Genomic DNA, 24352 nt, shown 5'->3' on the forward strand with positions numbered 1-24352 from the left:
CTCGGTCAGTTCAGGCCGAACCGGCCGATCCGCCGCCCCGACCCGCGTTGCCAGACCGGCCAGCTGCTGACCGGCACCGGACTGGGAATGGTCAACGGCTTCGCGTACGACAACATGCTCAACAGGTCGGTGGGCGGCGGCTCGTGCGGCGGCTCCGGCCGCCGAACCGGCTGGGACGGCTGCTCGACTTCGACGGGCAGCGGCCGGACCGGCTTCGGGGTGGGCTCCGGGAGGTGCGGCACCACGGCCTGGATCTTGAGCAGGTCGTTGGCCGCCATCCGCAGAGCGCCGACCGCGTCGACCGCCACCGCCCGCAGTTGGTCACGCCAACGCGGCAGGCTTTCCCGGGCCGCCTGCGCGGGCAGGGACAGGGGATCCTGGGCGATGCAGTCGAGCGCGTCCGTGGCCAGTCCGCGGGTGGTGGCCAAGGTCTGCTGGTACAGGTCGAGTGCCAGGCCCGCCTCGTCATGGCGGTCCGACGCGCGCTGGCATTGCTTCACCAGAGCCGACGTGACGTTGTCGTGGCCGTCCGCCGCCGCGCCCGTCCAGTCGTACGCCTGCGTCCGCCGGACCGCGGACAACAGGTCGCGCAGCTCGGCCAGCCGGCGTCGTTCCGCGTCGATCTTGATCGGATCACCGGCGAACTGATCCCACCACCACGCCCGGTCGAACGTCATCGTCGGCTCAGTTCTCGAGCTCGCGCGCCAGGTCGTCGATGCGTTCGGCAAGCGCCGCGTCGGTGGCCCGGTAGCGGGCGGCGGCCTGCTGGTACCTGTCCGCCAGCTCACCCCAGTCCCGGCTGAGGACGTCGAGCGCCTGGCGGGAGGCGGCCTGGAACTCGGCCAACGCGGCGGCCAGGTCGTCATCCCCGAGCGTCCGGTCCGCCAGCTCCCAGCGGGTGGCCGGATGCGACACGAGTTCCTCCTGCTGGCTCAACGCGGCGTTCGCGGCGCGGTCCAGCCCGCCCGGCTCGACCGTGAAGCCGTCCATGACCGACGTCCTCCCCTGAGATCGGTGCTAATGCTCTCGCTCGGCCAGTTCGCGGACGATATCCGGCGTGAGGTACATGACCTCGCCCAAATGCGGATCGACGAGCAGTCCCACCGGTTCGCCCGTCGCATACACGTTTTCTATCAGATCCCGCGCGGACAGGCTAAGCCATTCTCCCGTGTCGGCGCCCATATCCGTGGCCAGCTTGTTGATACTGGTGAAGACCTTGATCCATTTTCCGTGGCCGGGCACATCCAGCGCCGGCAGGGCGCCGGGCTCGTCGGGTCGGGAAAGGTAGAGGTCGTTGGCGATGAAACGCTCGAGCTGCTCGTTTGACGGACAGTTGTCCCGCGGTGGCCAGGCCGCGGGCAACCTCGCCAGATGCTTTCGCTCAGCAACTATGATGTGGTCGATGTCGGCTGGGGACAACGGTTCGGCGCCGCCGTGTACAACCCGCCTAAGTGCGGGTTGTACCTCTTTTTGCAGAGTGCGGTAACTCGCGGAGGGTGAGTATCCGCGTGCGCGCGTCAGGTCGGCCAGTTTGACCCGGCGCTCGTCGTACCCGTCCGCGCACAGCCGCAGGTCGTAGGACATGTTCAGGAGCACCTCGCCGACCAGGCGGGCCTTGGGGGACAGGGTGTCGAGTACCCGCCGGACCTGGCCGATGACCTTCGCTCGAACCGTCTCGACCGTGTCCTGGGGTGCGATATGCCATGCGGCGCGAACTTCGGCCACGAGCACTTCACCGAGACTGTCGCGCCGCACACCTGCGTGCACATGCAACCGGCCGATTGTCTCGGTGATGCCCCCGTCGTCTGACGGTCCCATTGTCGATCCACCCCATCCGCACCAGGGGAGGTGAGTGTAAACGAGCGGATCAACCGCTCGGTCACGTGCTCCGCCACTGGGCGCGGCCGTGTTCGGGGGCGATGATCAGGCTTTTTGTCATTTTCCTGTCATCTTGTTCGCGTGCGGTTTTCGATATCCGGTCGATAACATGTCAGATTCCGGGTGGACATGTCAGATGTCATATTGTTGTCAGCCGGGTTCCCGATACCTGTACTTGCCCATCGGCGCTGTCGGCCAGATATCGATGATTCACTGGACGTCACAAAACTCCGCACGATCATCGGATGTGACGTTGATGAACGCCTATGTCGACCTGCTGCTGGTTTTTCTGTTCGGTTGCCAGAGCGGCTACCTTCTTACCCGTCGCTGGTGTAGCCGGCGGGTGCTCGACACGTACGCGGCTGTGGACCACTTCCGCCAGATCCTGGACGTCCACCAGGTTCCCGGGCACATTCGACAGGGCGGCTCGGCACCCGAGTCCTGCCGTTGTCGGTGTCGAAGGTGAGGTACTCGTGGGGGACGAGCGGTTGCCGCGCGAGGTGTGGATCCTGCTGGCGGCCGTGTTCCTGGTCGCGATGGGGTACGGCGTCATCTCGCCGGTGCTGCCCGCGCTGGCCGCGAGCTTCAACGTCGGGGTCACCGCGGCGTCGTTCGTGATCAGCGCGTACTCGGTGGTGCGCCTGGTGTTCGCGCCGTTCGGTGGACGGCTGGTGGCCCGGTTCTCCGAACGCCCGGTGTACCTGGCCGGCCTGACGATCGCCGCCGTTGCCACTGCGGCGTGCGCGTGGGCCGGGTCGTACTGGCAACTGCTCGCGTTCCGGTCGTTCGGCGGCATCGGCTCGGTGATGTTCACCGTGGCCGGGTTGACCCTGGTGCTCCGGCTGACCCCGGTCGGCCTGCGCGGCCGCGTCTCCAGCTTGTGGGCCACGAGTTTCCTGCTCGGCAACATCTGCGGACCGGCTCTCGGCGGCCTGGTCGCCGGGGTGTCCACCCGGCTGCCCTTCATCGGGTACGGCGTGGCCACGCTCGCCGCCGCGTTCCTGAGTTGGCTGTTGCTGCGGAGATCCACCCGAGTCGCCCCCGGGGCCACCCTGGAGATCCCAGAAATGCCGGTGCGTCAAGCGCTCCGCAGCAGGGCGTACCTGGCCGTGCTGGGGGCGTCGTTCGTGTACGGCTGGATGGTCATCGGCGTGCGGTTCGCGCTGGTGCCGCTGTTCGTCGTGGTGGAGTTGAAGCGGGACGACGTCGTCGCCGGGACGTCGTTGACCCTGTTCGCGGTCGGCACCGGGTCAGTCGTCCTGCTCGCCGGACGGCTCGTGGACCGGCGTGGTCGTAAACCGCTCGCGCTCGCCGGGCTCGTGGTCATCGCGATCGGCGCTCTCGCGCTCGGGTTCGCACCGTCCACGCCGCTGTTCATGGTCGCGTCACTGATCGGCGGCATCGGCTCCGGGCTGCTCAACCCCGCCCTCACGGCCACTGTGGCAGACGTCGTCGGGGTCGACCGGCGCGGCGGGACCGTGCTCGCGTTCTTCCAGATGGCCGGTGACCTCGGTGGCATCGCCGGCCCGCTGGTGGCCGGCGCGATCGCGGACAACTGGTCCTACCAGGCCGCGTTCACGGCCACCGGGGTCGTGGCCGTGCTGTCCGCCGGATTCTGGCTGACGGCGCCGGAGACCCTGGTGGGCGGCCGCGAACCGCCCACCAGGCCACCGACTCAGGCCGAGCCGGGATCCGACGTCTGCGGGCCGGCCGCGGACACGTCGTCCAGCTGATACCGCCGGGTCGCCTCGACGACCAAGGACCTGTCCACCTCGCCGCGCCGGGCCAGCGCCGTGAGCACACCCACCGCGGTCGACTCGGCGTCCACCAGGAAATGCCGGCGGGCGGCCGGGCGGGTGTCGGAGAAGCCGAACCCGTCCGTGCCCAGGGTCACCATGTCGGTCGGCACCCACGGCCGGATCAGGTCCGGGACCGCGCGCATCCAGTCCGACACCGCCACGACCGGCCCGTCGACGTCCGACAGCACCGACGTCACGTATGGCACGCGCGGCTCCGCCTCCGGGTGCAGCAGGTTGTGCCGGTCCACGTCGACGGCTTCCCGACGCAGCTCCGCGTACGACGTGGCGGACCACACACCGGCCCGCACGCCCCAGTCGTCGTTCAACAACTGCTGGGCCTTCAAAGCCCACGGCAACGCCACGCCGGAGCCGAGGATCTGCGCCACCGGGCCGTTCCCGATTGGCGCGTCCGCGTACTGGTACAGCCCGCGCAGCAAGCCCTCCACGTCCAGGTTCTCCGGCTCCGCGGGCTGCACGTACGGCTCGTTGTAGACCGTCAGGTAGTAGAAGATGTCCTCTGCCTGGTCGCCGTACATGCGACGCAGACCGTCCTTCACGATGTGCGCGACCTCGTACGACCACGCGGCGTCATACGCGACCACAGCGGGGTTCGTCGCCGCGAGCAGCAGCGAATGCCCGTCGTTGTGCTGCAGGCCCTCACCGGTCAACGTGGTACGGCCCGCGGTGGCGCCGAGGACGAACCCGCGCGCCATCTGGTCCGCCGCCGCCCACAGGCCGTCGCCCGTGCGCTGGAACCCGAACATCGAGTAGAAGATGTAGATCGGGATCATCGGCTCGCCGTGCGTGGCGTACGACGTGCCCACCGCCGTGAACGACGCCGTCGACCCGGCCTCGTTGATGCCCTCGTGCAGGATCTGGCCCTGCTCGCTCTCCTTGTAGGCGAGCATCAGCTTCGCGTCCACCGACGTGTACAGCTGGCCGAGCCGGTTGTAGATCTTCTGCGTCGGAAACATCGAGTCCATCCCGAACGTCCGCGCCTCGTCCGGGATGATCGGCACGATCCGCGGCCCGATCTCCGGGTCCTTGGCCAGGTCCCGGACCAGCCGGACGAACGCCATCGTGGTGGCGACCTCCTGCTTGCCCGAACCCCGGCGGACCACGTCGTAGACCTTGTCGCCGGGCAGCACCAGCGCCTTGGACTTGGACCGGCGCTCCGGCACGTGCCCGCCGAGCTGCCGCCGCCGCTCCAGCATGTACTGGATGTCCGGGGACTCGATGCCGGGGTGGAAGTACGGCGGCAGGTACGGGTCGCGCTCCAGGTCCGCGTCGCTGATCGGGATGCGCAGCGTGTCCCGGAAGCCCTTCAGGTCGTCCAGGGTCATCTTCTTCATCTGGTGCGTGGCGTTGCGCGCGGCGAAGTGCGTACCCAGGTTGTAGCCCTTGATCGTCTTGGCGAGGATCACCGTGGGCTGGCCCTGCGTCTCGATGGCCGCCTTGTACGCCGCGTACACCTTGCGGTAGTCGTGGCCGCCGCGCTTGAGGTTCCAGATCTCCTGGTCGCTCATGGGCGTGACCAGTTCCTTGGTCCGCGGGTCCCGGCCGAAGAAGTGCTCACGGACGAACGCGCCGTCGTTGGCCTTGTAGGTCTGGTAGTCGCCGTCCGGGGTGGTGTTCATCAGGTTGATCAGCGCGCCGTCCCGGTCGGCGTGCAGCAGCGAGTCCCACTCGCGGCCCCAGATGACCTTGATCACGTTCCAGCCCGCGCCCCGGAAGAACGCCTCCAGCTCCTGGATGATCTTGCCGTTGCCGCGGACCGGCCCGTCCAGCCGCTGCAGGTTGCAGTTGATCACGAACGTCAGGTTGTCCAGGCCCTCGTTCGCGGCCACGTGGATCAGCCCGCGGGACTCCGGCTCGTCCATCTCGCCGTCGCCGAGGAACGCCCACACCCGCTGGTCGGACGTGTCCCTGATGCCCCGGTCCTGCAGGTAGTGGTTGAACCGCGCCTGGTAGATGGCGTTCATCGGGCCAAGGCCCATGGACACCGTCGGGAACTCCCAGAAGTCCGGCATCAGCCGCGGGTGCGGGTAGGACGGCAGGCCGGCACCTGGGCCGGCGTGCGAGTACTCCTGGCGGAACCCGTCGAGCTGGTTGTCCGACAGCCGGCCCTCCAGGTACGCGCGGGCGTACATGCCCGGCGACGCGTGCCCCTGGAAGAAGACCTGGTCACCCCCACCCGGGTGATCTTTGCCGCGGAAGAACCAGTTGAAACCGACCTCGTACAGCGTCGCCGACGAGGCGTACGTCGAAATGTGGCCGCCGACGCCGACCCCGGGCCGTTGCGCCCGGTGCACGGTCATCGCGGCGTTCCATCGGATCCACGCCCGGTAACGCCGTTCCACCTCCTCGTCACCGGGGAACCACGGCTCCTGCTCGGTGGGGATGGTGTTCACGTAGTCCGTGCTGGTCAGCGACGGTACGCCGACCCGGTTCTCCCGGGCGCGTTCCAGCAGCCGGAGCATCAGGTAGCGGGCTCGCTGCTGCCCGGCGTCCTTCAGGACCGCGTCGAACGACTCGAGCCACTCGCCGGTCTCCTCCGGGTCGATGTCCGGCAGGTGGGCGGCGAGGCCGTCGCGGATCACGTGCACCCTGCCTGGGCTGCCCGTGCTGCTGGTGTTCGGTTGCGGGGCCAAGGGATCTCCTCGCCTGGTGAGTCTTCGTCGTGTTCAAGCCGGCCGGACGCACAATTCAACCCGGTAGGCGTGCCTCAGTGCCAATGGTCGTCCCGATCTGGCGCCACGTCATCACTACTGGTCAGTAACCCGATGGCGGTGTCGCCCACACTCTCCACAGTGGTACAGCCGGTACGTAGCACGAGCACATGGTCACCGTAGTGCGCGCGCGGTTGGACTGACCCATGGACACAGTTGGGGCTTATCCCGGTGTGGACGGTTGCGCTCCCGGGTGGGGAAAGTGTTCGCTATCGCCTAACACGCGGTGCCCCTCAGGCGCCGCATTGGTTCACATGGAGGAGTGGAAGCCGTGGTGGCCGCGGGAGACGCCGGCAAAGTAGGCGTCGCCGACAAGCTGGGCATCGAGCCTGGCCTAGTCGTCCAGGAAATCGGTTGGGACGAGGACGTGGACGACGACGTCCGCGCCGCGATCGAGGAGAAGATCGGCAGTGACCTCCTGGATGAGGAGGCCCAGGAAGTCGTCGACGTCGTGCTGCTGTGGTGGCGCGAGGACGACGGCGACCTCGCCGACACGATCCTCGACGTGCGCGGTCCACTCGCCGACTCCGGGGTGATCTGGGTGCTCACACCCAAGACCGGACGCGATGGGCACGTCGAGCCCAGTGAGATCGCCGAGGCAGTGTCGACCGCTGGAATGGCGCAGACCTCGAACATCAGCGTGGGGGAGGACTGGATGGGCAGCCGACTCGTGTCACCCAAGTCGGCCAACACCCGCCGCTGACGCCTCAGTAGTCCCACCGCCTGGGAGCACCGCCCAGGCGGGGTACTAGGCTGGGCACAGCCGGAAAGTCGCGACATCTGGAGGATTGGGCATGGCGGTTGAGGTCGGCTCGAAGGCCCCGGACTTCACACTCAAGGACTACAACAAGCAGGACGTGACCCTGTCGTCCTACCAGGGGTCGAAGAACGTCCTGCTGGTGTTCTACCCGTTCGCCTTCAGCGGCATCTGCCAGGGCGAACTGTGCCAGGTCCGAGACGAGATCGCGGACTACGACAACGCGAACGTCCAGATCCTCGGCGTCTCGGTGGACAGCCCCTTCGCCCTGAAAGCCTGGGCCGACCAACAGGGCTACCAGTTCCCCCTGCTCGCCGACTTCTGGCCGCACGGCGAAGTGGCCAAGACCTACGGCGTCTTCAACGACCAGGCCGGCCTCGCCCTGCGCGGCACCTTCCTGATCGACAAAGCGGGAACGGTCCGCTACGCCGAGGTCAACCAGCCCGGCGAAGCCCGCGACCAGTCGGCCTGGAAAAAGGCCGTGACAGAACTGGCATGATCTTCACCAGCGGCGCCGGTCACGAAGCGGCGTCGCACCAGGGGCGCATAGCTCAGCGGAAGAGCACCTCCCTTACAAGGAGGGGGTCGCAGGTTCGAACCCTGCTGCGCCCACCAGGTCAGGAGCCCTTTCCTCCGTTAAGGCGGGACGGGCTTCCCCCGTTTGGGGAGAATCTTGGGAGAAGATCTTGAAGCTTCTCCCCGATCCCTACGCGCGTGCCCGCAGAAGTTCGTCCAGGGCGGCAACTGGTGAACGCGCACACATCGCGTGCCGTGCGTCCAGAGCGGCCTCCCATTCGCCCGTGAGCCCCTCCATCAGCCGCGCCCGCATCTCCCGGGTGATGTGGTCGTAGCGAGCCTGGACAGAGCCGTCCTCGTGTCCCATACGCTCGTCCATTAGCTTCGGCGGAGTCCCCAGTTCGCGCATCCGGGTCTTGTGGGTGTGGCGCAACCCGTGGGGCGTGAGCCCCGTCGCGATCGGCACCCAACTGGCGTTTGCGCGGCTGTTGGCACCACGCCCGCGTGCTGGCACGCCGGGCCACGGTTCCGCCAGCAGAGGCACAGGGCGCGCTTCGTTCGGCCCCCTCTTTGGGTACCAACCCGTTACGGCCGGCTTGAAGAGCCACGTAGCAAACCCGCTGCGTCGCCAATGTGCGGCTGGCTCACCCGAGCTGGCTCCCCGCACGTATCCGAGATCGGCGATGGCCCTTTCGACCGACTGCCGTGTCGTCTCGGCGACGACTGAGGGCCGGTTGAGCACCGCCGACGCTGTGGCCGGCGACACACCCGCGCGCCGGGCGACATCAACGAGCTTCGCTCCTGGTCGGTGAGCCGCTTTGTTCGCCGAGCCAAGACCGCGGAACACGTAGGTATGACCATGGCAAGCGCATGGTTGTGGGGTAGCCCGGTCGACGTGGTCGAAGAGGAGCTTCGACAGCCAATCCGGAAGGTCGATATCGCGATAGCTGTCGTCCTTGGGCGGACAACGATGCAACTTACCCTCGTCCAGTTCGTACAGTTGCCACTCGACACGAATCGACCCCCGGCGCACGAACTCTGTTTCCAGGCCGACGAGTTCGCCCCACCGCATGCCTGTGTACCCGGCAGTGACGCAGGCTACGAACTCGTCGTCCCTTCCGGAAAGCAGTGCTGCACGCTCGGCGATGAGGAGAAGGCCCAATGGACTGGTGATCACTTTTTCCGGTCCACGGTGATGTGTGCGACCGGCGCGCTTGCCACGGCCTCGCCGTCTCGTCGCAGGGTTGGCGGTGATGAGCCCCTCTTCGCGGGCGTCTTCGAGCACGAGGTGTAGCGTCGTTCGCCATGTCTTGAGGCTGGACAAAGCGTACCCGACGGTCTTTTCCTCTTTTTCCCACCGAGCGACGTCCGAAGCGAAGATCTCACCCAATTTCATTTCTTCAAATTTCGGCAGAAGGTGATTCTCCAAATGTTGCTTGTAGTTCTGCATGGTTGATGCCGCGAGATCTTGAGCGGAGTACCAGCGCGAGGCGTAGGCGCCAAAAGTCGTCTGCCCCACGGACGGGTCACGCCAAGTGCCACCACGCACCTTGGCCTCTTCGTCGTTGGCCGCCTGCTCTGCATCCCGTTTCGTGCGGAACTTAATCGTAGCGCCGGTAGAATCGGATACCGTACCGTACTTGCCGGGACCAATCTTGTATCGGCCGCGGAAGTATGTTCCGCGGTTCTCGGCGTAACCCAAGGTGCTCACCCATTCTTTGGGAGGAGTGCCCGCCATCAGTTTGGTGATGGCGGGACACTCGTGTTGTCAAGTCGCCGACTCCGTGCCGCGTGCGCGACGAGGAACACGTGCCACGAGTTGGACTATCGGCTTGTCGGTGGTGGATTTCGTCAACCCTTCCGCGCTGCGCGTCCTGTTTGTTGTCGTTGTCGCTGATTCATCAGCGGGACGCCGTTCGAAAAGGGCAACGATTTCCACGATGTGGTCAGCCGTGAACAAGTAGCTGCCACCGATCCAACTGAACGGGATGCGTCGTTTTCTCGCCTGTTCCTTCACCCACCATTCTGAGCAGCGAAGGATTGAAGCTACTTCGCTGGGCCGGTAGTAAACCGGGTCGTCTGGCGAACTTGCCGCAGCCACGTGACACCCCCGAATAGGGTCGCAGGGGTGGTCGCACCAGTCGTTTTAAGGCTGATACAACCGACTGGTCAACAGGTGGCATGACCACTCACTCCTTTCTGGTAATGTCAGTAACGCGCCTGGTCAGAGCGTTACGGGGCGGATTGAATTGCCGACAGATCGGTAACCGCGGCGAACTTCCGGAGTGATCCTTGCTTCGGTAACCGCGGCGACTGGGGTAACCGCGTGACCAGCGTGGTTGTCTTCGGTATCGGAATTACTGGTCTCGGGCAGATACCGGCTCCACGCGTCGGCAAGGCCAAGCTGTGACTGTTTGCCGGTCGTGGAGAAGGACACGTAGCCCTTGGCCTTGCCGATCTTGGCGTCGAACGTCACTGGGCTCACCCCGTACCGGCCCAGTTCGCGGGCCAGTCGCCGGGCGTGGAGCGATCCCTCTGGGAGCGTGGCCCATGGCCCGTCTTCCAGGGTGAGCAGGGCGGCAAGGATGTCCTTGGTGGCCATCCGGTCCGTGTGGCTGGCGGCGAAGAGATCGCGCATGTCGGACAGGAGTTGGATGCCGAGCGATTCACTCGGGAGGGTCGGGGCCAGCACGAAGTACCGGCATGCTTCGCGGGCGGTGTCCGGCCAATGGCCGCCTGCTGCGTCCGCGATCGCGAGCAGGGGCTCCCAGATTTCCGCTGATCGATCAGTAACCCGTTGGGGCATGGCGGGTTCCGCAGTGGCAACCTGATCGGCAACTGAGGTAACCCAGTCGGCCATTGCCGTGCGCAGGGGCGCGGCCTGCTGCTCTACGAGCCGTTCGCGGAACGGGTCGACGTGTTCCTCTGGCCGGCGGCGCCGCATGTGGATGGTGATGGCGCGAGTGGTGATGGTGGCTGGCATGCCGCCAGCGATCCCCGCCAAAGCAGCCGGTGTGTAGACCGGGTAGCGGCGCACGACACGGGCTGCCGCGTCGTAGCGTGGGATGGTGGCTGAGCGTTTGTAACCGGCGTTGAGCATCGCTCTGAGGTCTTCGTTGCCGCCGCCGGTTTTGCCGTTGAAGATGGTGTCGACTTCGTCGAACAGGATCGTGACGGGGCCTTCGGCGACGATGCGGAACAGTGCCGCGCGGCTGGCTGACAGCGTCATCTCTGGCGCTGAAACCAGGTATTGCGCGACTTCCAGGACTCGCGTCTTGCCCGATCCTGGCTCGGCCGAGTCCAGGATGAGTCGGGGCGTGACGTAGAGTCGTTCGGCGATGTGGGTGTGCGCGTACCACAACGCGAGCGCGGGTGCGCAATGCCGCGAAGGAAACGCGGAGAACCGGCGGATGAACGCCACGACGTCGTCCAGCACGGATTGTCCATATGGGACTGTTGACGTCGACGAGCCGATCAGTCGGTTGGTGATGGAGTGCGTGATCACGGTTATGTCCTTGGGTGGTGTGGCCGAGCCGCCGGGCGGCTCGGCCACGGGTGGTTAGCGGTTGCGGTGGTTGCGGTTGGCGGCGTTGAGTTCGCGGTAGAGGCGTCCCGCGGCGTTGATCAGTCGGCGGCCGAACCGCAGACGGAGGCCGGTCCCGTCACAGGCGCCGCAGAGCCGGATGCCGCGGAAGAGGCCGTAGAACTGGCCGTGTCCACGACAGACTCGACAGGCTTTGAACGGCCAGAAGACGCAGGTGAAGAGGTAGCAGGCCGTCACCAACAGGGCCGGAACGAACAGGATGCTAGCGAGTGCGCTGAGGATGTCCATCACTGTCTCCAGGGCGTTTTGGGTGTCGTTCGCCGAAGGCGCTAGCGCGCTAGCGCCCAGGTGGGAGGAGTTTTTGTGTGCTAGCGGAGGTGCTAGCGCTAGCGGCGTCGGCTGCTAGCGCCAGCAGCCATTTCAGGGGTTCTCGATGCCCCGAGTTCTGTTACGCCGGGCAATCGCGGACTGAACATCGTCGAAGCGTGGACCGCGCCGAGTGACGGTCTTGCCGTCGATGCGTCGGCCGATCTGGCCGACCTTGACCCCGTGGACGGACAGCGCCGCAGTGAGCTGAACGGGTTTCCATCCTCGGTAGACGTCGGATCGGTACTCGGTCAGCCGCTCGATCAAGGTTTCGTTCCACATGGCATCTGTCTCTTGTGGCCACACAACAACCAGATCAGTGAGGACGTCATAGGCCGGCCCTGCGTCGCGGGTTTGAGCGTCCGGATCGGGCATCGTGCCTGCCTTGACTCGCAAGGCGATCGCCCGATCCACGACCTTCTTGGCGCTTTCGGAATCAACCGCAAACGAACGACGGGCACCCGGTTCACCGATGCCGGACAGGATGCCCCACCCGGCCTCTTCCACGGGCTTGAAGACCGTGGCGCGTAGACCCTGCTTGTAGGCCGACGTGCCAAGGATCATGTCGTTCGCATTCTGGTCGGCCACCGACAGACAGAACCGGGTATTGACATTGCGCGTAATCCCAATCGGCAAGCTGTCCTTGTCCGGAATCTGCGTGCCGATCAGCAGGACTAGACCCAACGCCCGGCCCAGCTTGATGACCTTCTCGGCCACCTCACCGGCGCGCTTGCCAAAGGATGACAGGAACAGTTCTTGGATCTCGTCGACGAACACCACGAGTGGATGCAGGCCGGAACCCTTCAAGGAGGCCAGTTCAGGCGTGACCTTGTTCTCGGGTGCCTTGCCGAGCCGGGCGTAGTGGGCGATCCGCTTGGCACGGCGTTGGCACTCGGTGTACAGCCAGTCGAACATCGCCGCGCAAGCGGCCAAGGTGTCGTCATCGAACCCGTTGCCGTACTCGGTCAACAGCGGTTCGAGAACCGCGAAGTCGCCAACGCCTTTGAGTTCGTAGCCGCGTAGCTCCACTCGCACGTCCAGCGCTGCCGCCAGTACTTTCAACCGCAGGGCGAAGGATTTACCCGAGCCAGGTTGCCCGCCGTCCAACCAGTTACGGAAGATCAGTTCGGCATCGATGACGTTCATCCTCGGGTCCGTGGCGAACGGGAAGGACTTGAACACGTCCACCACGCCGTCCCGGAGCAGCGGCCAAGCGGGTTGCCGCATCTGAGACGCGGGTTCGTGCCCAACCCACAAGGCCAGCCGGCCAGTGTGACCGGGTGCGGGTTCCGGCCAGACCTGGTCCAACGGAAGCCGCAGACCGGAGGCCAGTCGACCACGGCGGGCACACACGTCTCCCGCTTCCACGCCGTAGGGCAGATCAATGATGGCCAGGTGTCCCGGTCCGTCGCGGTGAATCTCGACCGGGAACGTGATCGCATTCGGATCCTTCGCCACTGCTGAGTTGACCGCGCCCAACTGGACGCTGAGCAGTGCGCGACGCACCAACTCAGCAGTGAGCTTGCGGTACGCCTGGCCCTCGGTGACCCGATCAGTGATCGGCCGATCGGCCGGACGGCCGACCCGGGCGAACACGGCTACTGCAGCAGCCAGCACCAGCCAGGGCGACCAGCCGGGCAGTACGTCAGACGCGATGACCGCCACGATCACGAGGCCGATAGCTCCGGTGAGCAGCAGCGACCAACGCCAACGTGATTGCCGTTCGCGCTGCATGTCCAGCCGAAGCCAACCTTGCGCGTCATCCTGCGCGGCTGCTGCCTGCCGGAGGGCGAAGTTGCCTTCGTCGGCCATTGCCCAACGCAGCAACCGCCCGACCGTACGGAGTACGCCGACAGGAGCGAAGATGATGGCCTTGCCCAAGTACTTCGGCAACCGCATGCCATGGAACGCCAAGGCATAGCCAGCCTGGTTGGTGGCCCATCGTGCCGTGTTGAGTACGCTTTCCTTGCTGCGCAACCAAGTTGGCACGATCGGACGGCGTTGCCGACGACTGGTGATCAGCGACGTCGGTTCGTCCGGCGGATCAACCGGTACGCCTTGGCGTTGAAGCGGGATCACGATCGCTTCGCGATCTTCGTTCTCTGCCGTCGTGTCTTCGGTGTCTGCGTCGATGACGTCACCAACGGAAGCGAGGGCGTCTGTGCTGGTGTCGGGCAAGTGCACGACGGGAGCCAGGAAGTCATCGCCAGGGTTGCCTGGGTCGGGAGTGCCGACCCTTCTCTTGTCAGTCATGGCCGGGCCTCCGCTCGGTCTCGGTGTTGCAGGTGAGCGAGAGCGGCGCCGAACCCGAGCACGATTACGGGGAGGCAGGACACGGCCGTGGTGATGCCCCACGGGGCAGTTGTCATGTGGTCTTCGACCATCAGGTGGTACGCGACCTGGCCACACATGCCGAGCGTGAGTGAGCCAATGGCTGACCACTTGGCGAACCGACGGGCACGGCTGTCCGAGCCGATGCCGCTTGCCAGCCAGACGCGCAGCGCGTAGACGGCGTAGGTCTCCACCCCGATCGGGAGCGTGATCGCGGAATTGATCGCGAGGCCGTCCGCGATTCCGGGAAGTGGGTGGACCATGCCGAACCCGGTCAACGTGCCGAGTCCGACCCAGCCGGACCAGATCGCAACGAACGCGGGAGCGGCCAACAGCACCATTGGCCAACCTGAGATCGGCCGACGCACGCTTGCCCACCGGGTCCGCGGTGCGGGAACTGGTTCCGGAGGCGTGCTGACCTGTTCGGGAACCGTCTGGGAACTGGTTGCGGACACACCGGCGGAATCGGCGATGGGTACGGGTTCAGTCGCCGGTTCCCGGCCGGGTTCGGCGGGTCCCGTGTTGGGCTCGACGTCCGGGGTGGTGGGGTCGAACCCGGTTTGCCGAAGCGCTTGCAAGACGGTTCGCGCTCGCTCGGATCGCACGTGCAGCGCGGCCTTGAGCTTGTTCTGACTGGGGATCGCACCTGCTTCGCGGGCCAGGTGCTGAGCCTGCTCGATCAACTCTTCCAACTGCCTGGGGTAGGCGCTGTTCTTCGTAGCTACCCCGGGGTGCGCGTGACCATTCAGGTCAGTGCGGGTCATCATGGTGGAACTCCTGAAGTTGCTTGGTAGCTATCGGGAGCCCGGTCCGGCGGACGTGCTTGCCGGCTGGCCGCCGGACCGGGGCGATATCAGGTCGTGCTGTGGTGGTCCTGGTCGGTCTGCCCCTGGGCCAGCAGGCGGCGGACATCCGAGCGGAAGGCGCGGCGCCGTGCCCGTTTGAGCGCTGTCTCGTCCACGCCGAACGGCGCGGCCAGCAGACCGGCGGCATGCGCGTCGACAGCCGCCTGGAGCGCGTGCTCCAACAGAGCGCTATCGCTCATGTCGGCCTCGATCGGCAGGGATTCGCTCGCGTCCGACTCGGGCTCACCGGGTTCCTGAGCTGGGGATTTGCTGGACATCGTTGGTTCTCCTCTGAGAGCGGAGACCGGGTGAGCGGTAACCATTGCGGTAACGGTACCGCTTCTGGTTGCGCTCGTACAACCGGCTCAATGGTGATATGGAAGGTCTGCCTGGGGGTAGGTCACGCCGCGGCGACGGCGGCGATAGTGTTGGCGCTGGTGACAGCGACAACGGAGGCGTCATGAGTGGTGACTGGGCGGCCGTGGCGGACGCCATCCGATCTCGTATGGCCGAGCTGGGCATCACTCAACAGGAGTTGGTCGAACGCTCCGGCGTGAGCGTGTCCACCATCCGCCAACTTCAGAACAACTACGGCCCGCGTCGACGTGCGCGCCACACCTTGGAAGACGTCTCCAAGGGATTGCAGTGGCCAGCCGGGCACCTGGAGTACGTTCTCGACGGCCGAGCCGCCGGAGCGACTGAAGCTGCCACGCCCGGGTGGCAGGCAGAGGCTGCCGAGCTTCGCACCCTTATTGCCGACCTCGCCGAACGGGTCGAAACGCTCGAACGTAAGAAACGTTCGCATTAGCGTCAAAGCGCCCTGAAGAAGGACACCAGGCCGTTGGCCAGACTGGACAGTACGTGTCCGGCCCCGGTGACCCAGCTCGCGACGTCGCTCGGGTACTTGACCACGAGCATCAATACCGCCAAGCCGACCACGGCCATGATCAGTTTCGCCATGATCCCGCTGCCGGGCTTCATGGGGAGCATGTTCCTGGGCATTGCCTTCTCCCTTGTTCACCGACGGGCACCGATTACTCCGATTGAGTTCCGTGTTCGCCGCGTCGTTCATGGCACAAGGAAACCGCTGGCCACGGGGGGTGCAGAAGAGTGCACGAGGGGGTGCAAATGTGCATCGGGGGGTGCATCGTAGGGTGCACATGCTTTACTCACCTACGAGAGGTGATGATCGGGTGGGTGGCAAGGCGCGGCCGAATGCGCTCCTAGCTGCGGTAGTGGAGGAAGCGCGACTCAGTCACAAGGGGTTCGCCGCACGTGTCCGCGTCGAAGCGGCTCGGATTGGCCACAAGGCATCGCCTGATCATGTGGCGGTGAGCCGCTGGCTGGCCGGCGGCGTGCCTCATGAGGCAACGATCCGCTGCATTGTCGCCGTCCTCAGCGCCAAGCTTGGCCGGAAGCTCACGCCTGCCGATCTTGGGTTCGACGTGGCCACACCGTCACCTGATCAAGATAGCGAGGCCGGCTCGGGGGACGAGCCTCTTGCCCTGGCGGACGAAGCTGCGCAATACCCCGAGAAAATCGACCAAGTCGCTGAAGTAATGGACCGCCTCACGGAAGGGGATCTTGCAGACAGACCGTTCATGGTGAACGCTGATTGGTCGTCTGCCACCGCGCCGAGCGTGATCACCAGTTATCTGTTTGGTGAACCGCAACAGCTTGTGATCGCTAGCGGTCCGGTCACCAGCGCTGGGATCGAGGTTGCGGAGCGCATCCGATCGACGATTCGTTACTTCCTTGAACTCGACTTTCAGTTCGGCGGCGGTCATGTTCGCAAGATGCTGACCTTCTATTGGAGGACAGAAATTGTCGATGAGCTTCGGCGGTCTTATCCAGAATCCGTCAGGCGAGAGATCTTCGCCGCTGCTGCCGATGCTGCGCAAATACTCGGCTGGAGCGCTTACGATACAGGTCGACACTGGCTCGCTCAGCGATACTATTACCTAGGACTACGTCTCGCTCGCGAAGCAAAAGACCATTTGATGGGTGGTCGGATTCTCTCGAATCTCAGCCACCAGGCCAACTATCTCGGCAAATTCAATGACGCCATCCAGTTCGCGCGAGCCGCCCAGTCGGCCACGTTCGGCCGATCCACGGCTACGGTCGATGCAATGTTTCTGTCGATGGAGGCTCGCGCACTCGCTAGCCTGGGTGACGAACGCGGTAGTATCGAAGCTCTTCACCGAGCAGAACAGGTTTTCGATCGGAGCGATTCCAGTAAAGACCCGAGCTGGATCAGCTATTTCGATGACTTGGAACTAGCCGGGGAAGCTGCCCATTGCTTCCGAGACTTGGGCAAACCACATGAGGTTCAGAGGTTCATCGAACAGGCGATTGATCCGGTCCGTACGCCACCTCGAACCCGCGCGTTCATTGGGATGGTTCACGCTGCTGGAGCGTTGAACGCAGGAAATCTAGAAGAAGCAATCTCCATTGCGACAACTTCATTGAACACGGACCGGTCATTGAAGTCCCAGCGCTACTTGCGGTACCTGGCGGACTTTCGCGAAGCCATCGTCCTTGAGCACGCCGAGCACCCTTCCGTTCGCCAGTTTGCCGAGCTTTTGCGTGCCTCGTATCCGACGCTGTGGAGCCCGCCGGAATCTAGAACGCCCGCCAGCCAGGTGACGGCTCACCTCGAAGCGTCCGCATCCGCACCTGATACTCCGCAGCAATCTCCGCCGACTCATCAGCGTTCTGCATGAGCCATGTAGTCATATTCAACTCACTGATGGATCTTAAGACGTCAAACCCGTCCTCCCAAGAAGTCACGTCGTATCCATACGCGTCGACAAACCGATGATATTCATCAGCCGACCACCAACCTGCGGTCAAATGCTCAGTTGCCGTCATTGCGAGGTCCCATTCAGGCTGCCACCACGCAAACCGCTCAAAGTCGATAACTACAGCCTGTCCGTCCTGAATCATCAGGTTCTTAATATGAGCGTCGCCATGAATCGGTCCAGGCTTCAATCGAAAGCGAAGATCGGGCAGCTTTGATTCCAGCTCATCAAGCCGCTCCAGAAGGAAATTGCGGTCGGCTTTTGGTATAGGTGCGACCTCGATACGTGGTCGGACTCGGCCGAGTATGTTCGCATGAGGAAGTTCGAAGTCGCTGGGTGGCTTTGTCTCGTGCAATCGCCTGAGGACACCTCCCAGCGCGGCAATATCCTGTTTACTGCCTGGACGGCCATCGATGAACTTCCAGAACGTCACCGGATAGCTGTCAACAGTAATCGGTTGATCAACGTCATAAAGTTCGGCAGCGGGGAATTCTCGCTCGGTCAGCCAGTGCGAGACATTCACTTCTTTGCGGGCATCACTCCCGTACCCACTGCGTGCAATTCGCACCACTACCGCGGCGTTCGGTACATGGAAGAGTGCATTTTCGCCCAGCCGAATCAGTTTGGCGCCTGTGCAGTCGATCCTGGCTTCGGCGCACGCGATTCGAAGGATCTCCCAGCCGGACTCAGAGCTGAACGACGACCTGTTGGCAGGGGAACGGTTCTCGGTGACCACAGTCCGAGGGTACGGGTCACCGGCGTAGAAGGTCAGTCGAAGAAGCCCTTGTGTTCGATGTCCGACAGGGAGACCTCTTCGGTGTAGCCGCCGTCGAACTTGACGGTCACGTACTCGTCGAACAGCCCAGTCCTGGTAGACACGACATGCCCGATGGTGTCCTTCTGCACCGCGGAACCGAACAGGCCGCCCAGGGCGTGAGTGCTCCGTACCCGGTCACCTACGTCGAAGGAGTCAGGTTGTTCCTCGGACCACCTGAAACCTTCCCGCGCCTCTCGCTCCGGCGCGGGTGTCGGGCGATCACTGACCGGACTGTCACCGTGTCGCCAAGGCGTGAACTCCTCCCACGCGCGACTGTCGGGCGGCTCAATCGCGTCGTAGCCGCCACTGTCCCCGGCCTCCGGCCGTCCGCTCATCGCCGACACCTCCATCGTGCCTACGGCTGAAGAGCCCTTCCCTACCACCTGTCCGTCGCCATGTCTATGACTCGCTCCCCCGCTCAGGTCCAACCGGGCAGTTGGGGACTCCGACCACCACGTACAGCAAAGATCCCAGGTGACCTGCACCCTGAGCTTCTGCCTTCTAGCTGTGCCGTAGCGCCGACACCAACGCCCGCAGATTCACGCCGGTCAATTCGACCGACGGGTTCTTACTGTCGCGGACCGCGTGGAGGCTGCCGTGCACCTCTACACAGTCGCTGCCTTGGGGGCTGAAGCTGGACTTCCGCCAAGCATCAGTTCGATGAGGCACTGTCATCACGTCGACTCCATTCCGTTGGCAATCTCAGCGATGAGCCTGGACGATTCCTCCGGACTCATCGCAATTTCGCTGCGGAGATACTCAGCCGCTTTCGCGAACTCGTCTACCTGCGCCGGGTCACGCAGGAAAACAGAGGAGTCGTAATGATCGACCAGAACGATGGGTGCGGCTGTCACGAACTCCAGTAGCTCGAACTGCCCGCTGAGCATGGGGTGGTATCCGGGCGTAGTGCTCATGACGACCTGGACAGTGACGTTCGGAAGAGAGGCCATGTCAAGGATGTGCCGAAGCTGGTCGACCATCTGATCTGGCGGCACGATCGGGCGAATCAACGCCTCGGAGTCGATCAGCGCCGACAGCTCAACCGGGTCGCGACGGGTGAGGATGTCTCGACGTCCGGCGCGCAAGGCTACCCGCGGCTCCGCCTCCGCCGAATCGCCGACGATGCGCCTCGCGTAGTCCGTGGTCTGAAGCAACCCAGGAATCAAGAGCGGACCCGCCATGGTGATCCTGCGGGCGGCACGCTCGTGGTCGATCAACTGAACGAGGGTCTCATTGATCACGGCGGGCCCGACGTTCAGTTGTCCGGGAGCCTCGGACGCCTGAGCTGCCAGGCCGAGTGCGCGCTCACGTTCGTCCAGGTCATCGACGTTCAGCGCGTCAAGCATGCGGCGGACTTCGTCAACGGATGGCGGCGTCTTGCCCTTGGCGTTCTCGATCTCCGAGATGCGAGAGAACGCCCTGAACCCAGCTTCCGACGCCAGTGCACGCAACGTAAGTCCAGCTCGGCCGCGGGCGGCTTTGATCAACGCACCGAGTTCGCGCTCTGCTGCGGTGGGCCTGTTCTCCTCCACAAAACACAGCCTACGACGCCGCACGATGCCCCTTCAGGGTCGCCCGTTCAGGGCATTGCGCGCGTGTTCGCGAACAAGCATGCTTGTTCGCGAACAGCCTCGTCGGGCAACCGGAGGGGGCAGGCTACCGCGACGGACGTGAGGCGGATGGGCAAGTGGGTCATCACCGACGGGGACATGCCGGGTGAGGGTGAGCCGATCGGATTCGCCCAGTCACTTCCGACCGGCTTGATCCACCTCAAGATGGACGGATACGTCAAGCCGAAGGCTGCTCAGGTCGCGCGCATGCAGATCATGGCAGCCATCAACGACGTCACGCCTTCGGACCGGCCGACATGACGACATTTGGCCGTGTCCAGCACTCGCGGACTGACGGAAGAAGGGATGCGCACTGATCATGAAGTTGGCGAAACTGATCGGCAAACTCGCTGTCTTGCTTGAGAACGAGGGCAACGTTCGGGTCCTGGTTGACGTACCCGACGCTGTCTACGACATCGACGACGTCACCTTCGTGCCCGATGACGACCACCAGGTCGACGGAAACGGCTCGGCGGTTGCTCCGCTGCCAACTGTCTACATCGGAACACGCTGACTGCTTAGGAACACAGCCGATTCTCATCCTGGGGGTGGGTTGTCGTGAGCGAGGCACTTCCCGTCCCTCGCTCACGACAACACCCGGAATTGCAGCCCTCTCGCCGGTGGAGGCGTCGACGTGGACGGTCACGAGTCGCTCTTCGCCGTGGTCGCGGGTGGTCACCGCGCGACCTGTGACGGCGAGATCACTGGTCAGGACGTCGGAGACGACATCCCAGGGTACCCGTCTGGAGGTAGGACATGCACATCAGCGTTGCCGCTGGTCACAGGGGCCAGGCACCTCACGCCAGGCGCGGCTACGAGGGAGCGACATGAGAGATCATCCACTGCCCTGGCCGGAGACCAACGTCAACAACCCTGAGCCAACCGACGCGCCCAAACTGGAAGAAGTCGACGCACTCAAAGCTCTCGTCGAGCTTCGGGATGCGGTCACAGGGTGGCTGATACTGGCGACAGGAACGTCGCTCGCACCCGTGGCGTACCGGGATATCGTTGGCGTACTGCTTGACGCAGCAGGTAGGTGTGTCGCAGCGGATACGGATAGCTCCGTTAATAAGGCCGTAGAGGGAAAAGTCGCTACACATATCCCTGGCCGCATCATTATCCATCCGCATCCCCCTGTCTCGATCGATGGCGTGTGCGCACGATGTCACCTTCGGGTTACTCACCCAACCCATGGTCAGATAGTGGAGGGGGTGCTTGATGGGCCTCAACAACTTCTTACCGGTGGGTAGATTTCGTCCAACACCCCGGGCTACGGCCGAGGATGTGGGCAGCGCGTGCTCACCATGCGTTGGGCGTCGGCAGTCGGCAAGGCTCACCCTGATGACGTGACCTAGGTCGCGGGTCGACGAGAAGCCCCCCGATCCTCGTTGGGTCGGGGGGCTTTCTTCGCTGCAAGCATCAACTGGGCGTTCAACGTGGTTCCTGTGCCGGCTGCGAAACCCCAGACCGCCGGGCAGCTGAGGCAGCGACAACCCCGGCACGCCCCACGGTCCGGCCGCCGGTAGGCGCAGGCAACTCAAGCCCCGCCCGCGCCTACCGGTTCCACACCACTGGTCAACGACGACCAGACAACAAAGGACAGACGAGCAGATGACAACCGAACCCCCCCACGAACAACAGCAACAGAGAACGACCGACCTCGTGGCTCTGCTGCTCACCCAACTACTCGGCGGACGGTGGACACCCTCCACATACGCCCCCGGCGCCTACACCCGCGTCTGGGCCGACGACCCCGACCCCAACACCGAAGAAGACGTCACCGTCGACGTGCTCACCATCCACAACGAACGCAGCGCCGCCGGGGACCGCAGCGACCCCCACAACCGCACCCTCTGGTGGGTCAAAGGCACACCCGACGCAGTCCTCAACGCCTTCCGTGCCCTACCCGCGCCCGAACCGCCACCACCGTCAACCACACCACAGCCGTGACCACCCACCCGGCGGTGCTGGCCACGATCACCCTCCTAGCCGCAACCTGCGGAGCAGCGTTCTTCCTCGCCACCTGGCACGTCGGACGCCACTACGTCAACCGCATCGAAGCAGCCGCACGACGAGCACAACGCGCCGCCGCCACCGCAACCGAAGCCCTCGACGCGATACGAGGCGAAAACCCCGCGTGGGAGATCTACCGCAGCCACGCCACCCCAGACCCCCAAGTCCTCGAAACACGAGGACAACACCGCGCCGCTCCCACAGTGTGGCGCCCACCCGAGGAACACACATGACCGACCTCATCATCGACGCACGCATCATCATCCACCCCAGCTGCCCCACAGGAATCGACGTACACCCCGCCGACAGTCCACAAGTTGACGTGGTCATCGGCACGCAAACCGGCCCCGGCCCCGCGCTCCGGCTGGTCCTCGCCGACGAAGAAACCTGCTTGCGGTTCGTCAACACGTTCATCCGAGCCGGGGACGAACTCCGCTGGCAAAAACGAACCCCCGCACCGACCGAACGAGACAACCCGACCCCACCCGACGCAACCACCTGACAAACCCGGCCCACGACACAAAGAAACACACACCCCCGTGCTTAGAACAACACCGAACCACAGTGGACGTCGACTCATCGACGCGTTGCACGCCATGCGACTAGCAGCCAAACTCAGCCCGTCCAGTGCCTCCATAGCCGCCCACCTCGTCCGCAACCGGCTACACCGCATCGAGACCTACTACGAACTACCGACCTACAACGAGCTAGACACCCTGCTCAACGTGTACGGCGTGCGGCAATCCGAACAGGCGCCATACCGTCAGCTGCGGGAAGCAGCCGCGATGGGCGGGTGGTGGTCCAGAGGCAAGCACGGCGACACCAACTGTTGGTACTACGCGGCCGAACACGACGCGCAACATGTCACCGAATACGCGCTCGGCGCCGTCCCGGACCTGCTGCAATCCGAGGACTACACCCGCACACTCGGCCGACAACTCGAAACCGGCCCTACCCGAATGATCGCCGACGAACGAGTCAACGCCGTCCGCCGACGCCAACGACGCATGACCCAACCGACCGACCTCGAATTCCACGCGATCGTGCACGAGCCCATACTGCACCAAGGGATCACCCCGCCCCAGTGGACCAAACTCATTCGATTCGCACTGCAATCACACGTCACCCTGCAAGTCCTACCGCGCGACAACGGACTCCACCGAGGGCTCACCGGCCCCGTGACCCACCTTGGTTTCAGCGACCCAGGAGTACCGGACGAGGCATACACCCGGGACGTGTTCGGCGACTACACGGAAACAGCAGCGGAACACGTAGTCCACACTAGACAGCTAGTGCGGCACCTCGCCGACATCGCGCTTTCCCCCGAAGAATCCCTCACGCTGATAAGGAATGCTTCGACACAGGCGTCAGGAGAGCTGACACGCCACCACTCTGACCACCCGGCCGACTCCAGTCAGCCCACGAACTAACGAGAACCCCGTGGTACAAGCGAAACAGAACCACAACGGCCTACGCCTCATCGCGGCGTTGCGCGACCTACGCGCGCAAACCGGGCTCACCATCAACGAAGTCCGCGTCCGCGCAGGAATCACGCAACGCAAGATGCACCGCCTCGAAGAATGCCAACTGCCCACCCTGGACGAACTACACACCCTGCTCGACATATACCACGTCGCGCTAGGCGACCGGGGACGGTACTACCAGCTCCGACACGGAGCCGACGGCCCCATGTGGTGGGCGCCCACCACACACGGCGCGGACAACTGTCGGTACTACGCGGCCGAAGACGACGCCACCACCATCACCGAATTCGCACTCGCCACCGTGCCCGAACTACTCCAAACGATCGACTACACCCGCACAGCCACCACGGGACTACCCACCCCCGTCACACCGAAAAGCCGACAAGCAGCCATCGCCCGCCGACAAATACGCATCCTCGACCCCAACCGGCACGCGCAACTCCACATCATCCTGCACGAACCCCTACTGCGCCAAGGGATCGGCGCCATGCAACGATCCCGACTGATCGGATGCGCACACGAGCCACGCATCACCCTGCAAGTCCTACCGCAAGACCGAGGACTACACGCCGGACTCGCCGGCCCCATGATCCACCTCGACTTCACCGACCCACCCGGCGAGGCGTACACCCGAGACGCCCTCGGAGACTACGCACAACTACACGATGCAGACCGGATCAGGAAAGCACTCGAACACCTCGCAGCCATCGCACTGCCCCCCGAAGCATCCCTAGCGCTGATCCTGCGGTCTCGACCATGAACCCCGTCAGCTCTCCCTGTGGGACAGGAGAGCTGACTTCCCGTGTCGCCTGGACGTTTGTTCGAAGCGTCGACTCTGGCAGGGGTACGACGCGCACACGTC

The 24352-nt window shown here is 64.5% G+C and carries 28 protein-coding genes and 1 tRNA gene; 13 read left to right on the top strand and 16 right to left on the bottom strand.

Features of this window, described 5'->3' with window-relative positions; translation table 11 throughout:
- Window positions 1-5: 5 nt before the first annotated feature.
- The 3 genes from EV192_RS47520 to EV192_RS47530 are packed head-to-tail and all read right to left on the bottom strand — an operon-like array spanning window position 6 to window position 1818.
- The gene (locus EV192_RS47520; protein ID WP_132125393.1) at window positions 6-677 is read right to left on the bottom strand and encodes a hypothetical protein; all 672 of its coding nucleotides are present in this window, start codon (window positions 675-677) and stop codon (window positions 6-8) included.
- A gap of 7 nt (window positions 678-684) precedes the next feature.
- Window positions 685-990, bottom strand: coding sequence for a hypothetical protein (locus EV192_RS47525; RefSeq protein WP_132125394.1), 306 nt, complete (start codon window positions 988-990; stop codon window positions 685-687).
- Between the two features lie 27 nt (window positions 991-1017).
- Window positions 1018-1818, bottom strand: a complete 801-nt coding sequence (locus EV192_RS47530; RefSeq protein ID WP_132125395.1) for a hypothetical protein — start codon at window positions 1816-1818, stop codon at window positions 1018-1020.
- Between the two features lie 533 nt (window positions 1819-2351).
- On the opposite strand from EV192_RS47530, the gene EV192_RS47535 reads away from it, so the two are divergent.
- Window positions 2352-3611: an MFS transporter gene (locus EV192_RS47535; protein ID WP_243727541.1), complete on the top strand. Its 1260-nt coding sequence runs from the start codon at window positions 2352-2354 to the stop codon at window positions 3609-3611.
- Here the strand turns inward: EV192_RS47535 and aceE are convergent.
- Entirely contained in the window at window positions 3554-6328 is a 2775-nt protein-coding gene (aceE, locus tag EV192_RS47540; protein WP_132125397.1) for a pyruvate dehydrogenase (acetyl-transferring), homodimeric type, read from the bottom strand. The genes EV192_RS47535 and aceE overlap by 58 nt on opposite strands.
- A 349-nt stretch (window positions 6329-6677) precedes the next feature.
- Between aceE and EV192_RS47545 the strand changes: the two genes are divergently transcribed.
- From EV192_RS47545 to EV192_RS47555, 3 genes are all read left to right on the top strand, one after another.
- Entirely contained in the window at window positions 6678-7109 is a 432-nt protein-coding gene (locus tag EV192_RS47545) for a DUF3052 domain-containing protein (RefSeq protein ID WP_132125398.1), read from the top strand.
- A gap of 91 nt (window positions 7110-7200) precedes the next feature.
- Window positions 7201-7662, top strand: coding sequence for a peroxiredoxin (locus EV192_RS47550; RefSeq protein WP_132125399.1), 462 nt, complete (start codon window positions 7201-7203; stop codon window positions 7660-7662).
- A 41-nt stretch (window positions 7663-7703) separates the two neighbouring features.
- A tRNA-Val gene (locus tag EV192_RS47555) sits at window positions 7704-7778 on the top strand.
- 91 nt (window positions 7779-7869) lie between these two features.
- Here the strand turns inward: EV192_RS47555 and EV192_RS47560 are convergent.
- The 7 genes from EV192_RS47560 to EV192_RS47590 all read right to left on the bottom strand — a co-directional run bounded on the left by EV192_RS47560 (window position 7870) and on the right by EV192_RS47590 (window position 15043).
- Window positions 7870-9390: a tyrosine-type recombinase/integrase gene (locus EV192_RS47560; RefSeq protein ID WP_207926848.1), complete on the bottom strand. Its 1521-nt coding sequence runs from the start codon at window positions 9388-9390 to the stop codon at window positions 7870-7872.
- 57 nt (window positions 9391-9447) lie between these two features.
- Window positions 9448-9780, bottom strand: a complete 333-nt coding sequence (locus tag EV192_RS57595) for a helix-turn-helix domain-containing protein (RefSeq protein ID WP_132125400.1) — start codon at window positions 9778-9780, stop codon at window positions 9448-9450.
- Window positions 9781-9903: 123 nt separating this feature from the next.
- Entirely contained in the window at window positions 9904-11184 is a 1281-nt protein-coding gene (locus EV192_RS47570; protein ID WP_424923444.1) for a DUF3631 domain-containing protein, read from the bottom strand.
- Between the two features lie 54 nt (window positions 11185-11238).
- A complete protein-coding gene (locus EV192_RS47575) occupies window positions 11239-11511 on the bottom strand; it encodes a hypothetical protein (RefSeq protein ID WP_132125402.1) in 273 nt (90 codons plus the stop codon).
- A 132-nt stretch (window positions 11512-11643) separates the two neighbouring features.
- Window positions 11644-13842, bottom strand: a complete 2199-nt coding sequence (locus EV192_RS47580; RefSeq protein WP_207926850.1) for a cell division protein FtsK — start codon at window positions 13840-13842, stop codon at window positions 11644-11646.
- Window positions 13839-14687, bottom strand: a complete 849-nt coding sequence (locus tag EV192_RS47585) for an ABC transporter permease (protein WP_243727542.1) — start codon at window positions 14685-14687, stop codon at window positions 13839-13841. Before EV192_RS47585 ends, EV192_RS47580 begins: the two co-directional genes overlap by 4 nt.
- Before the next feature lie 86 nt (window positions 14688-14773).
- Entirely contained in the window at window positions 14774-15043 is a 270-nt protein-coding gene (locus EV192_RS47590) for a hypothetical protein (protein ID WP_132125403.1), read from the bottom strand.
- Window positions 15044-15225: 182 nt separating this feature from the next.
- Here EV192_RS47590 and EV192_RS47595 point away from each other — a divergent pair, with 182 nt between their 5' ends.
- On the top strand, window positions 15226-15573 hold the full coding sequence (locus EV192_RS47595) for a helix-turn-helix domain-containing protein (RefSeq protein WP_132125404.1): 348 nt from the start codon (window positions 15226-15228) through the stop codon (window positions 15571-15573).
- A 2-nt stretch (window positions 15574-15575) separates the two neighbouring features.
- Here the strand turns inward: EV192_RS47595 and EV192_RS47600 are convergent, their stop codons facing one another.
- Entirely contained in the window at window positions 15576-15767 is a 192-nt protein-coding gene (locus tag EV192_RS47600; RefSeq protein WP_132125405.1) for a hypothetical protein, read from the bottom strand.
- 191 nt (window positions 15768-15958) lie between these two features.
- Between EV192_RS47600 and EV192_RS47605 the strand changes: the two genes are divergently transcribed.
- On the top strand, window positions 15959-17488 hold the full coding sequence (locus EV192_RS47605; RefSeq protein ID WP_207926852.1) for an NsdA family TPR-like regulatory protein: 1530 nt from the start codon (window positions 15959-15961) through the stop codon (window positions 17486-17488).
- Here the strand turns inward: EV192_RS47605 and EV192_RS47610 are convergent.
- The 4 genes from EV192_RS47610 to EV192_RS47625 form a co-directional block, all read right to left on the bottom strand.
- Entirely contained in the window at window positions 17388-18302 is a 915-nt protein-coding gene (locus tag EV192_RS47610; protein WP_165960969.1) for an aminoglycoside phosphotransferase family protein, read from the bottom strand. The genes EV192_RS47605 and EV192_RS47610 overlap by 101 nt on opposite strands.
- Before the next feature lie 32 nt (window positions 18303-18334).
- Window positions 18335-18718, bottom strand: coding sequence for a hypothetical protein (locus tag EV192_RS47615; protein WP_132125407.1), 384 nt, complete (start codon window positions 18716-18718; stop codon window positions 18335-18337).
- Window positions 18719-18884: 166 nt separating this feature from the next.
- The gene (locus EV192_RS47620; protein ID WP_132125408.1) at window positions 18885-19058 is read right to left on the bottom strand and encodes a DUF397 domain-containing protein; all 174 of its coding nucleotides are present in this window, start codon (window positions 19056-19058) and stop codon (window positions 18885-18887) included.
- Entirely contained in the window at window positions 19058-19915 is an 858-nt protein-coding gene (locus EV192_RS47625) for a helix-turn-helix domain-containing protein (RefSeq protein WP_165960970.1), read from the bottom strand. Before EV192_RS47625 ends, EV192_RS47620 begins: the two co-directional genes overlap by 1 nt.
- Window positions 19916-20062: 147 nt before the next feature.
- On the opposite strand from EV192_RS47625, the gene EV192_RS47630 reads away from it, so the two are divergent.
- The 7 genes from EV192_RS47630 (at window position 20063) to EV192_RS47660 (ending at window position 24250) form a co-directional block, all read left to right on the top strand.
- On the top strand, window positions 20063-20254 hold the full coding sequence (locus tag EV192_RS47630; protein ID WP_132125410.1) for a hypothetical protein: 192 nt from the start codon (window positions 20063-20065) through the stop codon (window positions 20252-20254).
- A 58-nt stretch (window positions 20255-20312) separates the two neighbouring features.
- A complete protein-coding gene (locus tag EV192_RS47635) occupies window positions 20313-20507 on the top strand; it encodes a hypothetical protein (RefSeq protein ID WP_132125411.1) in 195 nt (64 codons plus the stop codon).
- Window positions 20508-21604: 1097 nt separating this feature from the next.
- Complete coding sequence (locus EV192_RS47640) at window positions 21605-21943, top strand: hypothetical protein (protein ID WP_132125412.1); 339 nt, start codon at window positions 21605-21607, stop codon at window positions 21941-21943.
- A complete protein-coding gene (locus EV192_RS47645; protein WP_132125413.1) occupies window positions 21940-22239 on the top strand; it encodes a hypothetical protein in 300 nt (99 codons plus the stop codon). Before EV192_RS47640 ends, EV192_RS47645 begins: the two co-directional genes overlap by 4 nt.
- Window positions 22236-22508: a hypothetical protein gene (locus tag EV192_RS47650; RefSeq protein WP_132125414.1), complete on the top strand. Its 273-nt coding sequence runs from the start codon at window positions 22236-22238 to the stop codon at window positions 22506-22508. Before EV192_RS47645 ends, EV192_RS47650 begins: the two co-directional genes overlap by 4 nt.
- A 94-nt stretch (window positions 22509-22602) precedes the next feature.
- Window positions 22603-23436 carry a DUF5753 domain-containing protein gene (locus tag EV192_RS47655; RefSeq protein WP_132125415.1) on the top strand — a complete coding sequence of 278 codons (834 nt, stop codon included), beginning with the start codon at window positions 22603-22605 and terminating at the stop codon, window positions 23434-23436.
- 10 nt (window positions 23437-23446) lie between these two features.
- Entirely contained in the window at window positions 23447-24250 is an 804-nt protein-coding gene (locus EV192_RS47660; protein WP_165960971.1) for a helix-turn-helix domain-containing protein, read from the top strand.
- The last annotated feature ends 102 nt before the right edge of the window (window positions 24251-24352 follow it).

The organism is Actinocrispum wychmicini, from assembly GCF_004345645.1.
Lineage (GTDB): Bacteria > Actinomycetota > Actinomycetes > Mycobacteriales > Pseudonocardiaceae > Kibdelosporangium > Kibdelosporangium wychmicini.